Annotated in this window: 11 protein-coding genes; 5 read left to right on the top strand and 6 right to left on the bottom strand. The window is 70.0% G+C overall.

The features are described from left to right. Positions 1-7: 7 nt before the first annotated feature. On the bottom strand, positions 8-1,024 hold the full coding sequence (locus ACZ59A_RS06135; protein WP_470954093.1) for a carbohydrate ABC transporter permease: 1,017 nt from the start codon (positions 1,022-1,024) through the stop codon (positions 8-10). 5 nt (positions 1,025-1,029) lie between these two features. Beyond that, on the bottom strand, positions 1,030-2,370 hold the full coding sequence (locus ACZ59A_RS06130) for an ABC transporter substrate-binding protein (RefSeq protein WP_470954091.1): 1,341 nt from the start codon (positions 2,368-2,370) through the stop codon (positions 1,030-1,032). 276 nt (positions 2,371-2,646) lie between these two features. Here ACZ59A_RS06130 and ACZ59A_RS06125 point away from each other — a divergent pair, with 276 nt between their 5' ends. Then, positions 2,647-3,693: a LacI family DNA-binding transcriptional regulator gene (locus ACZ59A_RS06125; RefSeq protein WP_470954088.1), complete on the top strand. Its 1,047-nt coding sequence runs from the start codon at positions 2,647-2,649 to the stop codon at positions 3,691-3,693. Between the two features lie 103 nt (positions 3,694-3,796). On the opposite strand, the gene ACZ59A_RS06120 is transcribed toward ACZ59A_RS06125, so the two are convergent. Both ACZ59A_RS06120 and ACZ59A_RS06115 read right to left on the bottom strand, forming a co-directional pair. Further along, entirely contained in the window at positions 3,797-5,221 is a 1,425-nt protein-coding gene (locus tag ACZ59A_RS06120; RefSeq protein WP_470954085.1) for a glycoside hydrolase family 6 protein, read from the bottom strand. Continuing rightward, a complete protein-coding gene (locus ACZ59A_RS06115) occupies positions 5,218-6,741 on the bottom strand; it encodes a cellulose binding domain-containing protein (protein WP_470954083.1) in 1,524 nt (507 codons plus the stop codon). The genes ACZ59A_RS06120 and ACZ59A_RS06115 overlap by 4 nt, the downstream gene beginning before the upstream one ends. 297 nt (positions 6,742-7,038) lie before the next feature. Between ACZ59A_RS06115 and ACZ59A_RS06110 the strand changes: the two genes are divergently transcribed. Together ACZ59A_RS06110 and ACZ59A_RS06105 are read left to right on the top strand one after the other, a co-directional pair. Beyond that, entirely contained in the window at positions 7,039-9,936 is a 2,898-nt protein-coding gene (locus tag ACZ59A_RS06110; protein ID WP_470954081.1) for a glycoside hydrolase family 48 protein, read from the top strand. 139 nt (positions 9,937-10,075) lie between these two features. Beyond that, a complete protein-coding gene (locus ACZ59A_RS06105) occupies positions 10,076-10,348 on the top strand; it encodes a hypothetical protein (RefSeq protein ID WP_470954078.1) in 273 nt (90 codons plus the stop codon). Here ACZ59A_RS06105 and ACZ59A_RS06100 read toward each other — a convergent pair. Next, entirely contained in the window at positions 10,293-11,720 is a 1,428-nt protein-coding gene (locus tag ACZ59A_RS06100) for an MFS transporter (RefSeq protein WP_470954075.1), read from the bottom strand. The two genes, ACZ59A_RS06105 and ACZ59A_RS06100, sit on opposite strands and share 56 nt — an antisense overlap. Continuing rightward, entirely contained in the window at positions 11,717-12,289 is a 573-nt protein-coding gene (locus tag ACZ59A_RS06095) for a TetR/AcrR family transcriptional regulator (protein WP_470954072.1), read from the bottom strand. Before ACZ59A_RS06095 ends, ACZ59A_RS06100 begins: the two co-directional genes overlap by 4 nt. 115 nt (positions 12,290-12,404) lie before the next feature. On the opposite strand from ACZ59A_RS06095, the gene ACZ59A_RS06090 reads away from it, so the two are divergent. Together ACZ59A_RS06090 and ACZ59A_RS06085 are read left to right on the top strand one after the other, a co-directional pair. Continuing rightward, positions 12,405-13,130, top strand: coding sequence for a Clp protease N-terminal domain-containing protein (locus tag ACZ59A_RS06090; RefSeq protein WP_470954070.1), 726 nt, complete (start codon positions 12,405-12,407; stop codon positions 13,128-13,130). Between the two features lie 108 nt (positions 13,131-13,238). After that, the gene (locus ACZ59A_RS06085; protein ID WP_470954067.1) at positions 13,239-13,472 is read left to right on the top strand and encodes a hypothetical protein; all 234 of its coding nucleotides are present in this window, start codon (positions 13,239-13,241) and stop codon (positions 13,470-13,472) included. Positions 13,473-13,628 lie beyond the last annotated feature (156 nt).

Below are 13,628 nucleotides of genomic sequence, written 5' to 3'. Positions count from 1 at the left end.
GTCTCCCTCACTGGCTCTTCCGCAGCCGTCGCTGCACCAGCCAGTTGGCCGCGGCGATCAGCAGCAGGATCAGGAACATGGCCCAGGCGATGGCCGAGGCCCGGCCGAGGTGCAGGTTCACCCAGCCCTGTTCGTACAGGTACAGCCCGAGCGTCTGGAACTGGTGGCTGGGCCCGCCGGTCGCGCCCGCGCTGCCGTTGAACAGCAGCGGCTCGCCGAAGAGCTGGGTCGCCCCGATCGTGGACACCACCACGGTGAACAGGATGGTGGGGCGCAGCGAGGGGATCGTGACATGGACGAACTGCTGCCAGCGCGAGGCCCCGTCAAGCGACGCCGACTCGTACAGATCGTGCGGCACGGCCTGCATGGCGGCCAGGTAGATCAGCGCGTTGTAGCCGGTCCAGCGCCAGATGACGATGGTGGAGACGGCGAACTGCGAGGTCCAGGTGCCGTTCTGCCAGTCGATCTTGTCGATGCCGACGGAGCCCAGCGCCCAGTTGATCATCCCGTAGTCACGCCCGAAGAGCAGTACGAACACCAGCGTCGCGGCGGCGACCGAGGTGGCGTACGGGGTGAGGACGGCGACCCGGAAGAACATCGAGCCGCGCAGCTTGTAGTTGAGCAGATGCGCCAGCCCGAGGGCCATCAGCAGCTGCGGCACGGTGGAGATCAGCCCGATGGTGAACGTGTTCTGGAGCGCGTTCCAGAAGAACTCGTCCTCCCACAGCCGGGAGAAGTTCCGCATCCCGACCCACTCCATGTGGGTGGGGTCGGTCAGCTCCACGCGGTGCAGCGCGGACCAGCCCGTGTAGAGCAGCGGGAAGAGCCCGAAGGCGGCGAAGAAGACGAAGAACGGGGCGACGAAGGCGTACGGGCTCCACTTCACGTCCCAGTGGTGGCGGCGGGAGCGCCAGGCGCGCCGCCGCTGCTCCTTGGGATCGAGGGGCGCCACCGGGGCGGCGCGGCGCGGGGCCGCGCCCCCCTGCCCTGCGGGGGGCGCGGCAGTACCGGAGGTGGTGGGCATTCCGGTCACTGGTCCAGCGCGTTGTCGATCGTCTTGGTCGCGGCCTTCCAGCCCTCCTCAGGGGACTTGCCCTGCTGGTCGACCTGGAGGATGCCGATGTCCACGAGGTTCTGGTTGATGATCTGGTCCTTCGGGCCCAGCACCTGGACCGGGATGCCCTTGGCGGCCTCGGCGAAGATGGAGCCGATGGGCGCGTTCGCGAAGTAGGGGTGCTTGGCGTCCTTCACATCGGGCAGCGAGTACGACGCCTGGGCGCTCGGCCAGCTGCCGCGCTCCTTGAACAGCTTGGCCTGCTGTTCGGGTGCGGTCAGCCAGGCGACGAGCTTGGCCGCCTCTTCCTTGTTCTTGCCCGCCTGCGGCACGCCGAGGAAGGTGCCGCCCCAGTTGCCGGGCTTGGGCGCGGCGGCGACGTCCCACTTGTCCTTCGCCTTGGCCCCGGCCTTCTCCTGGATGTAACCGAGCATCCACGGCGGGCAGGAGACGGTGGCGAACTGCCCGTTGGCGTAGCCCTGGTCCCAGGTCTTCTGGAACTGCTGGAGCTTGGCCGTCATCTTTCCGGTGGCCGCCTCGGTCGCCATCTTCCAGGCGTCCTTCACGGCCGGGCTGTCCTTGTAGATGATCTTGCCGCTCTTGTTGTAGTAGCGCTCCGCGTTGCCCGCGACCACCGCGTTGAAGACGCCGCCCGCCGAGTCGACGAAGGCCGTGCCGCTGGGGGCCTTCTTCATGTACTTCTTGCCCGCGTCCAGGTACTTGTTCCAGTCCCCGGCCCAGAGCTGGGCGACCTTCTCACGGTCGGTGGGCAGCCCGGCCTTCTGGAACAGGTCCTTGCGGTAGCAGATCGCCATCGGGCCGATGTCGGTGGCGAGGCCGACCGCCTTGCCGTCCTTCGTGACGCCTTGCGGCCATTTCCAGTCGAGCCAGTTCTCTTTCTTGACGCCCTCTGTCTTCGAAAGATCAACGAACTTGTCTGCCTGGGTCTGGACGACCTCGGCGATGTTGGCGACCTCGATGCCCTGGACGTCGGCGAGACCGCTGCCCGTGCTCAGGTGGTTGAGCAGCTGCGGGTAGTAGTTCTCGTTGCGCTCGATGACCGTCTGTTCGATCTTGATGTTCGGGTGGAGCTTCATGTACTCGTCGTAGAGCCCGGCTTCCTTGAAGCCCATGGTGCCGAAGAGACCCATGATGATCTTTGTCTCGCCGCCGCCACCGCCTCCACCGCCGCCGCCGGACTTGTTGGTGTCGCTCTTGCCGTCGTCGGCACAGCCGCTGAGCAGTCCGGCCCCTAACGCGGCGATGGCCGCGAGGGCCACCGCTCTGCTGCGGTACGTACCAGTGATCCTGCGCATTCCGTCCTCCTAGCGCCCTGACGTACCGCTCCCGGCCAAAAAGGGGGAATCCATGGGACTTTGAGATGCATCGGCACGGGCGGGCAGCGTGCGGGTTGTGTATGACTCAGGTACTGTGGGAGCGCTCCCAGGTTGATGTGTTGAAGGGTTGCGGCTCCCCGTCGGGGTGTCAAGGGACAGAGCGGAACAACTTCCGGAAACCACACTGCTGTTGAATGTCCACCGCAGCCGCCCGGATGGGGTGGATCTGCTGGGTACGGAGGCTGGAGGCGCGAGATGGCAGGAACCCGGCGGCATGGTGCGGGGCGCGGTAGGCCCACCCTCGAGGAGGTCGCGGCCCGGGCCGGTGTCGGCCGCGGCACCGTCTCCCGGGTGATCAACGGCTCGCCGAGGGTCAGCGACCGCACCCGTACGGCCGTCGAGCAGGCCGTCGCCGAACTCGGCTACGTACCCAACCGGGTGGCCCGCGCGCTGGCCGCCAACCGGGCCGACGCCGTCGCACTGGTCATACCCGAGCCCGAGACCCGGCTGTTCGCCGAGCCGTACTTCTCGGACATCATCCGCGGCGTCGGGGCCGAGCTGGCCGACACCGATCTGCAGCTGCTGCTGACCCTCATCCGCACGCCCAAGGAGCGGCAGCGCTTCGCCGACTACCTCTCCGCGCACCGGGTCGACGGCGTCCTGCTGGTGTCCGTCCACGCGGACGACCCGCTTCCGGACCTGCTGGAGCGCATCGAGATGCCCGCGGTGCTCAGCGGGCGCCGCTCGGTGCACGAGTCGGTGCCGTACGTCGACTCGGACAACACCGGCGGCGCCCAGTCCGCCGTGGAGCACCTCATCGGGCGCGGCCGCGGCACCGTCGCCACCATCACCGGACCGCTGGACATGTACGTCGCCCAGTGCCGTCTGGACGGCTACCGCGCCGCGGTCCGGGCGGCGGGCCGGGAGCCGGATCCGGAGCTGGTGGCGTCCGCCGACTTCACCGAGGAGGGCGGCCGCCGGGCGATGCGCCGGCTGCTGGAGCTGCGGCCCGGTCTCGACGCGGTCTTCGCGGCCTCGGACGTGATGGCCGCGGGCGCCCGCCAGGTGCTGCGCGAGTCCGGGCGGCGGGTCCCGGAGGACGTCGCGCTGGTCGGCTTCGAGGACTCCGCCGTCGCCCGCCACATGGACCCGCCGCTCACCAGCGTCCGGCAGGCGACCGAGGAGATGGGCCGGGCGATGGTGCGGGTGCTGCTGGAGGAGATCGAGGGCCCCTCGGAGCGCCCGTCCAAGCGCCCGCAGGTGGTGCTGCCGACCCAGCTGGTGCGCCGCGCGTCGTCGTGAACGCGAGGTCGTGAACGCGAAAGGGCCGGTGGGCCGCTGGGTGCGGTCCACCGGCCCCGCCGGGGGACGGACAGTTACGCGCGGACTGTTACAGCACGGCCTGTTACAGCGCCGGGTAGGCGTTCCTCAGCAGCTCCTGGAACTGGGCCGAGAACCAGTGGCCCGACAGGGGCGCGTTCGCGAGCGCGCCGGACATGTTGTTGCCGTTGCGCGCGTTGCCCGTGTAGGTCGGGTCGCACATCCGGTCGAAGCCCTTGCCCTCGTCGTTCGGGATCTGGGAGCTGGAGCCGTCCGACTCGCCCGGGGGCTTCATCCACACGTACGCGTCGATCCCGGCGGCGGGCGCCGCCTTCGGCCGCTCACCGAGCCCGGCTCCGGACTGGTTGCACCAGTTGCCGATGTGGATGCGGCGGTCGTAGCGGCCGCCGTTGACGTACGTGTCGACGGTGCTCGTGGCGCCCGGACCGGACGGGCGGGCGGAGCCGCCCCAGCCGTTGCGGGAGGTGTCGATGAGCGCGCCGATGTTGGACGGGAAGCCGACGTTCACCAGCTCCTGGCGGAACGCCTGGGCGAAGGACTGCTCGTCGACGTAACGGTTCCAGTCCACCCACTTGGACTGGCGGACGGAGGTCCCGTTGACGTTGTCGTTGATGGTGAAGTTGTTTTCCTTCAGGGCGCTGTAGTTGGCGGTGTTGACGATGATGCCCGCCACCTTGTCGACCGTGCTGCCCTCGGCGGTCGCGGCCTGCTTGAGGACCTGGGCGGTGGCGTTGAAGTTGTCGTCCCAGCCGATCCAGCCGTGGTGGCCGGAGTCCACGTAGTTGTAGACGTTGCCGATGGCGCCCAGCTTGTTGAGCGCGTAGCCGACGCCCTTCACATAGTTGCCGTTGGCCTTCATGGTGTCGCACTGCGGTGTGGCGGTAGGGCGGCCGCCGGTGTTGGTGACCAGGTTCGGCAGCGAGTCGATCTCGATGGTGGTGACGATCCGCAGGTTGGAGTTGGCGTACTTCGACTCGCCCAGGATCGACGCGATCGGGTTGATGTACTGCGTCTTGTACTTGTCGATCTCCGTCGGGCCCAGCTCGCCGTTGGACGCGAGCGCCGCGCAGTCGCGGCCCGGCAGGTTGTAGATGACGAGCTGGACGACGGTGGGGCTGCCGCCGGACTGGGTGAGCGCCGTGTCCAGGTGGGCGCGCAGGCCGCGGGCGCCGGAGGTGCCGTTGATCGCGGCGATGCGGTCCATCCAGACACCGGTCGGCTGGTTGGAGATCTTGGAGCCGCCGGGTTCGGCGGCGGCCCTGGCGGACCAGTCCGGGTTGACGTACACCTTGGCGCCCGCGTACGGGTTGTCGACCTTGGCGGCGGCCTTGGTGGCCCCGTCGGCCTGGGCCGAGGCGGTGCCCGCGAGCGAGCCGACGGTCAGGGCGGTGGCGGCCAGCAGAGCGCCGCCCGCGAGCGCGGCCGTGCGGGTGCGGGTGCGGTGACCGGTGCGGGGGGTGGGTGGGGGAGGTGAGGTGATGCGGCTCATGACAGTCCTTTCAGGTGATCGCGGAGTCCGATGCCGAAAGCGGTGGGGGTGCCGTTGAAATCGCTGATGAGGGACGGGCCGGAGGAGCAGTCCCAGGTGTTCCAGGTCCAGCCGAGGTACGAGGCGCGCTTGGCGTCCAGCCAGGCCATGACGCGGTCGATGTAGCCGTGTGAGCAGGTGTTCTCGCCGATCTCGCCCGCCACGAAGGGAACTTGGGCGATCACCGGGGCCAGCTGCTCGTTGAAGCAGCTCTCGCTGGAGCAGGTGTTGAAGTTGTACGTGTGCCAGGCGGCGGCGAGGTTGCCCGCCGGATCGCTCGGCTTGTACGTCAGCCACTGGCGCATGTCGTTGGAGTAGGCGAGGCCGCCGAGCAGGATCACGTTCTGCGCGCCGGTGGTCCGTATCGCGGTCACCAGGGACTGCATCCCGGCGACCGGGTAGTCGATGCCGGGGCAGCTGCCGCCGTCCCGCCAGCACTTCCACGCCGCCGTGAGGTCGGTGGTGGCGCGGTCCGGGAACGGCTCGTTGAACAGGTCGAAGACCACGGCCTGGTCGCCCTTGAAGGTCTGGGCGACCGAGGACCAGAACGCCGGGGTGTACTGGGCGTTCGGCATCGGCTTCTGGCAGGTGGCGTACTCGGTGTCCGGGCAGTGGTTGTCCCCGCCGGTGTACTTGCCGTGGCTCCAGTGCAGTTCGAGGATCGGGGTGAGGCCGTTGGCCTCCAGCCGGGTGACGAACTCCTTGACCGCGTTGATGTAGTTGGCGCCGCGGTAGGCGGAGTCGATGTGTGAAAGACCGAGCCAGCACTCCTCGTTGAGGGGCACGCGGACCGCGTTCGCCTTCCACCCGGCGATGGCCTTGACGGATGCGTCGTCCACCGGACCGTCGAAGATGCCCCGCCCTTGGACGCACATGAACTCGCCGCCCGAGCGGTTGACGCCCAGCAGCCGCCGGGTGGCCCCGTTCGCGTCCACGAACGCGTTGCCCGAGACGCGCAGCTTCGGCGGGGTGCCGCCCTGGCCCGGCGGGGGATCGGTCGGGTCGGTGGGATCTGTCGGGTCTGTCGGATCCGTCGGGCCGGAGCCGCCGTCGCACGCCACGCCGTTGAGCCGATACGCCGAGGGCGCCGGGTTGGAGCCGGACTTGGAGGCGGTGAACCCGGCGCTGACGCTGCCGCCCGTCGCGAGCTTGCCGTTCCAGGAGGCGTTGACCGCGGTCACCGTCGTCCCGGACTGCGACCAGGCGGCGTTCCACCCCTGGCTCACCTTCTGTCCGGCGGAGAAGTCGAAGGTGAGGGTCCAGTGGTCGAGCGCGGCCCCGTTGTTGGTGATCGTGACGTTGCCCTGGAAGCCGGTGTCCCACTGGTTGGTGGTGGTGTACGCGACGGTGCAGGCCGCGGCCGCCCGGGGAGCGTCGGCGGTGCCGGGCGCGGCGGAGACCGCGGCAGCGGTGCTCGTCATGCCCGCGACGGTGAGCGACACGGCGGCCGCCAAGGTGTAAAGGCGCGGTGGTGCTCGCATGGAGCGACTCCTCGGGTCCTCGCGCCGTCCCGTGCGGCGCTGACTGCTGGAACCGCTCCCACTGGTTGAGCAGACCGTAGCGCCAGAGGCGTACATGTCAACAGAGGCGTTCACAGATTTATCGGTCGAAGACGTTCGACCGGCCCATCTTGTTCAAAGACTTGACACTTCCTCAGATGGAACCGACGCTTGGGAGCGCTCCCACTGGTTCGCACTCCCCCCCTCACTTCCGAACCCGCGTGGAGGACTCCCATGCGTGTACAGCGAGGCTCACCCTTGTCAGGAGCGCGTCGGCGAATGAGACGGCTGGTGACCGCGCTGGCCGCAGCCCTCTCGCTGCCCGTGGCCATGACCGCCGCCGGTGGCGCCGCCCCCGCCCACGCCGAGGCGGCCGCCGTCCAGTGCAACGTCGACTACAAGACCAACGACTGGGGCTCCGGCTTCACCGCCGATCTCACGATCTCCAACCCCGGCACCGAGGCCATCAACGGCTGGACGCTGACCTACGACTACGCGGGCAACCAGAAGCTCGGCAACGGCTGGAACGGCACCTGGTCGCAGTCCGGCAAGACCGTCACGGTGAAGAACGCCGCCCACAACGCGAACATCGCGGCCGGTGGCAACGTCACCACCGGCGCCCAGTTCGGCTACAGCGGCACCAACGCCGCGCCCACCGCCTTCGCCGTCAACGGCGTCACCTGCCGCGGCGCCCACCAGCCGCCCATCACCGTCCTCACCAGCCCGTCCCCCGGGGCCGTGTACACGACGGGCGGCACCGTCCCGATGGCGGCCACCGCCGCGGCCGCCGACGGCGCGACCGTCGCCAAGGTCGAGTTCTACAGCGACACCAAGCTGCTGGGCACCGACACCACCTCGCCGTACAGCTTCGACTACACGGACGTCCCGGCGGGCGACTTCTCCCTGTACGCCAAGGCGTACGACAGCCAGGGCGCCGCCGCGGAGTCCACCCCCGTCGGCATCCATGTCGCGGCCGGTCCGGCGCTGGTCGCGAGCCCAGCCCAGCTCGGGGTCGAGCAGGGCAAGACCGGCACCTTCGGCCTCCGGCTGTCCACCAAGCCGTCCGCCAACGTGACCGTCGCGGTCGCCCGCACCTCCGGCAATACGGGCCTGAGCGTCTCCTCCGGCGCCAGCCTCACCTTCACCCCCACCAACTGGAACACCGCCCAGCAGGTGACGGTTGCCGCCGCCAGCTCCGGCACCGGCAGCGCGACCTTCACCGCGACCGCCGCCGGTCACACCAAGGCCGAGGTCACCGTCACCCAGCTGGCCGCCGCCAAGACGTACGACGCCCGCTTCCTGGAGCTGTACAACAAGATCACCGCCCCCTCGGCGGGCTACTTCTCGCCCGAGGGCATCCCGTACCACTCCGTGGAGACCCTGATCGTCGAGGCGCCAGACCAGGGCCATGAGACGACCTCCGAGGCGTACAGCTATCTGATCTGGCTGCAGGCGATGTACGGCAAGGTCACCGGCGACTGGGCCAAGTTCAACTCGGCGTGGGACATCATGGAGAAGTACATGATCCCCACCCATGCCGACCAGCCCACGAACAGCTTCTACGACCCCTCCAAGCCCGCCACCTACGCGCCCGAGTGGGACCAGCCCTCCCAGTACCCGTCGAAGCTCGACGGCAACGTGCCCGTCGGCCAGGACCCCATCGCGGCCGAGCTGAAGAGCGCGTACGGCACCTCCGACGTCTACGGCATGCACTGGATCCAGGACGTCGACAACACGTACGGCTACGGCAACGCGCCCGGCAAGTGCGAGGCGGGACCCTCCGACACCGGCCCGTCGTACGTCAACACCTTCCAGCGCGGCCCGCAGGAGTCCGTCTGGGAGACCGTGACCCAGCCGACCTGTGACGGCTTCAAGTACGGCGGCAAGAACGGCTATCTGGACCTGTTCACCGGTGACGCCTCCTACTCCAAGCAGTGGAAGTTCACCAACGCCCCCGACGCCGACGCCCGCGTCGTCCAGGCCGCCTACTGGGCCTCGGAGTGGGCCAAGGCGCAGGGCAAGGGCGGCCAGATCTCGGGGAACATCGCCAAGGCCGCCAAGATGGGCGACTATCTGCGCTACGCGATGTACGACAAGTACTTCAAGAAGGTCGGCAACTGCGCCGGGGAGACCACCTGCCCGGCGGGCAGCGGCAAGAACAGCTCCAGCTATCTGCTCTCCTGGTACTACGCCTGGGGCGGCGCCACCGACACCTCCGCGGGCTGGGCCTGGCGCATCGGCTCCTCGCACGCCCACGGCGGCTACCAGAACCCCATGGCGGCCTGGGCGCTCAGCTCCTACGCCGACCTCAAGCCCAAGTCCACGACCGGCGCGAGCGACTGGTCCACCAGCCTCAAGCGGCAGCTGGAGTTCTACCGGTGGCTGCAGTCCAGCGAGGGCGCCATCGCGGGCGGCGCCACCAACAGCTGGCAGGGCCGCTACGCCACCCCGCCCGCGGGCAAGTCCACCTTCTACGGCATGTACTACGACGAGGCGCCGGTCTACCACGACCCGCCGTCCAACCAGTGGTTCGGCTTCCAGGCGTGGTCCATGGAGCGCGTCGCCGAGTACTACAACCGCACCGGTGACGCCTCGGCCAAGGCCGTGCTCGACAAGTGGGTCACCTGGGCGCTGTCCAAGACCACCATCAACCCGGACGGCACCTACCAGTTCCCGTCCACCCTCCAGTGGTCCGGCCAGCCCGACACCTGGAACGCGTCCAGCCCCGGCGCCAACACGGGCCTGCACGTCACCGTCGCCGACTACACCAACGACGTGGGCGTGGCCGCCGCGTACGCCAAGACGCTGTCGTACTACGCCGCCAAGTCGGGCCACACCGCCGCCAAGAACACCGCCAAGGCGCTCCTCGACGGCATGTGGGACCACCACCAGGACGCGCTGGGCATCTCGGTCCCCGAGTCCCGCGCCGACTACAACCGCTTCGACGACCCGGTCTACGTCCCCAGCGGCTGGACCGGCACCATGCCCAACGGAGACAAGATCGACTCCAGTTCGACCTTCCTGTCGATCCGCTCCTTCTACAAGAACGACCCGGCCTGGTCCAAGGTCGAGGCGTACCTGAAGGGCGGCGCGGTGCCGAGCTTCACGTACCACCGCTTCTGGGCCCAGGCGGATATCGCGCTGGCGATGGGTTCGTACGCGGAACTCTTCGAGTAGCGGAACCCATCGCACCGGACCGGCGGGGCCCTCAGGGTCGGGGGCCCCGCCTCTCCGCGGCCGCTCGGAGGCGTCGCGGATTCGCCCGTCTGGGGCATCCGGGGTAGCGACGGCGGCCTCCCGGCCGCAGCGTGGAGCCATGACCGAGAGCGAGAGCCCGCGCGTCACCCGGCCGACGATGGTGGTGCTCGGCGTCCAGCAGGGCGCTCCCCCCTACCGTCTGGTGGAGGTCGCGGGGGAGCTGGTCGGCAAGGCGCACTCGGTCCTGGACATCATCGAGATCGCCCGCCAGCTCGGCCTGGACGACATCGATCTGGACGACCCGGACGTGGTCCGCTGGGTCGGCGGCGACAAGTTCACCTGGACCCCCTGGTGGCCCCGCCACCCACCGAAGCGCCCGCATCGCGCCTGAGCGGCTGCGAACGGTTCTCTGATCCGCGGCCGGGCAGGGCTACGGCGAGCAGCGCGCCGAGCCCCGCGACCGCCGCGAGGGCGGCCAGGGCGGGCCCCATCGCGGAGGCGAAGGTTCCGCCGCCCGGCAGCCGCAGCAGCATCGTCGCGGCGGCCACCCCCAGCGTCGGCCCGATGTTCATGGCGGTCTGCTGGAGGCCGCCCGCCACCCCCGCGTGCTCCAGGGACGCGTGATGCACGATGGCGGCCGTCGCGGTGACCATCACGGTGCTGAAACCGGCCCCGAGCGCGAAGAAGCAGCCGCCGATCTCCGGCACGGTGGCCGCCCGGTCGAGCCGGGAGAAGAACAGGATGCCGAGCGCGACGAGGACCATCCCCGCGCCCGCCGTACGCCGTGCCCCGTACCGGTGCTGCAGGACGGCCGAGACCGGCGCGCCCAGCACCATCGTCGCGGCCAGTGGCAGCACCCGCAGCCCGCTCTCCAGCGGGTCCAGGGCGAGGACGTCCTGAAGGAAGTACGTGCCGACGAACAGCGCCCCGAACAGCGCCGCCGACGCCGTCACCAGCACCCCGAGCGCCGAGGCGACCGTCGCCGAGCGCAGCACGCCGGGCGGCACCAGCGGGCTCGGCGTACGGCGCCCATGCGCGACGAACGCGCCCCCGGCCGCCGCCACGGCGAGGAACCCGAGCGCGGTGGCCGCCGTCCAGCCGGTCTCCGGTATCCCGGCGAGCGTATGGACCAGGCACACCAGGGCCAGCGCCAGCAGACCGGCGCCCGGCAGGTCGAGCGCCACGCCGGGACGCGGCCCGTCCGCGGGGAGGCGTACGACGAACGCCAGCACGCCGACCGCGACCGCCGGGACCACGCTCAGGAAGAACACCGACCGCCAGCCGGACTGCGCGGCGAGCGCCCCGCCCACGACCGGCCCGGCGGCGGCCGCCAGCCCGATGGCGCTGGTGCGCAGCGCGATCGGCATCCCGAGCCCGTCGCGCGGATACGCGGCGCGCAGCATCCCGAGGGTGGCGGGCTGGAGCAGCGCGCCGAACACGCCCTGCGCGACCCGCAGTCCGATCACCCAGCCGATGCCGGGCGCCGCCCCGATCCCCGCCGACGCGGCGGCGAAGCCGAGCGTGCCGATCGCGAACACCCGTTGATGGCCGTACCGGTCGCCGAGCCGCCCGGCGAACACCAGCAGACTGGCGACGGCGATGAGATAGCCCGTGCTGGTCCACTGGACCTGCACGAACGAGGCGTGCAGATCGCGCTGCAGGGCGGGCTGGACGACGGTCAGCACGGTGCCGTCGAGGGCGACGATCACGGCGCCGGTGATGCTGCCGACGAGGACGAGCCGCTGCCGTTGCCGCGTCTTCACGCCGTCCCCAGGTGGGCGTCCATCGCCGCCCGCAGCAGCGGCTCGATGTCCTCGGAGCCGGTCGCGAGCTGGAGGCTGCCCCATTCCCGCAGCTGCGCGAGGCCGTGCAGATTGGCCCACAGGGCGCCCGCGACGACGGCCGCCTCCGTCTCGGGACGTACCCGGCCCACCAGCCCCACCAGCACCTCGAACAACGGCAGGCTGGTCTCCCGCAGCCCCAGCCGGTTGCTCTCCAGCAGGTCGTGACGGAACATCAGCTCGAACATGCCCCGGTGGGTCCGCGCGAACTCCAGATAGACCCGGCCCAGGGTCATCAGCTGCTCCCGGGGCCCCTGGTCCTCGTCCCGGACGGCCGTCCCGGCCTCCCGGGCCAGCGCTTCGAAGCCGCGCCGTGCGATGGCCGACAGCAGCGAAAGATGCGTCGGGAAGTAGCGCCGCGGGGCCCCGTGCGAGACCCCGGCCTGCCGTGCGATCTCGCGCAGCGACAGGGCCGGTGCGCCCTCGCGCTCCACCAATTCGACGCCCGCGTCGACCAGTCGGGCCCGTAGGCCCGTGTCCTCATCGCTCATAGACAGTGTCTACCACCCATAGGTAGACACTGTCTATTGTCAACCGCGAGTTGACATCGCCGGGATGTCAACCCATAGTTGACACATGACGAACTCGGACTCGAACCCTGTTGGCATGACGAACTCCGTAAGCCTCGACGACCTGATCAAGGCCATCAAGAAGACCCACACCGACGCCCTCGAACAGCTCACCGACGCGGTCATCGCCGCCGATCACCTCGGTGACGTGGCCGACCACCTCATCGGCCACTTCGTCGACCAGGCCCGCCGCTCCGGCGCGTCCTGGACCGACATCGGCAAGAGCATGGGGGTGACGCGGCAGGCGGCCCAGAAGCGCTTCGTCCCCAAGGGTTCCGCCGCCCCGGACCTCGACCCCAGCCAGGGCTTCAGCCGTTACACGCCGCGCGCCCGGAACGTCGTGGTCTCCTCCCAGAACGAGGCCCGCGCCGCCTCCAACGCCGAGATCCGCACCGAACACCTCGTCCTCGGCCTCCTGGTCGAGCCCGAGGGGCTGGCCGCCAAGGCGATCGTCGCCCAGGACGTCCTCCTGGACACCGTCCGTCAGGCCGCCACCGCCGCCCTCCCGCCCGCCACCGACCCCATGCCCGCGCTGGTCCCCTTCGACGCGGGCAGCAAGAAGGTCCTGGAGCTCACCTTCCGCGAGGCCCTGCGCCTGGGCCACAACTACATCGGCACCGAGCACATCCTGCTCGCCCTCCTCGAACACGAGGACGGCTCGGGTCTGCTCGCCGGCCTCGGCATCGACAAGGCCGGTATCGAGGCGACCCTCGCCCGGATGCTGGAGCAGATCGCGGTGGACTTCCCCGAGAAGGACGCGTAACCCGCACCCACGCCCCTCGCGCGCCGCCCGCCGAAAGAGTCACGCGGGCGGCGCGCTGGGTGAGAGGTACGCACATACGCCCGAAGCGTCGGACTTATGATCCAACGCGTGGACATCCCCGACAGACTCATCTCCCTCCAGCAGGCCGCCGACGCCGAGCACACCAAGCTGACCGGCCTCGTCGACGCCGACCGCGACACCCAGTGGAAGCACTGGCGCGACGCCGCGGTCACCGTGCAGGCCGCCGTCACCGAGCACGCCCGGGAAGCGGGGCTCAGCCGGGCCGCGCTGGAGGCCGCGGTGAAGAGGTCCGTACGACATCCGGCCCCGGCCGACGGCTGACGGCCCCCGCGGTGTGAGGTGCGCGACCCCGCCGCGTGTTCCCTCCCCGGACCCGGCTGAGCGACGATGAGGGCGGGCGCCCTCCGCGACCGGGGGGGGGGAAGGCTGAGAGGAAACGGGACTGCTTGCAAGAAGAGAGAACTCCCCGCCCGCGCT

Source organism: Streptomyces sp. NPDC040405 (assembly GCF_055595765.1).
This window is presented reverse-complemented; position numbering and strand designations above follow the sequence as displayed.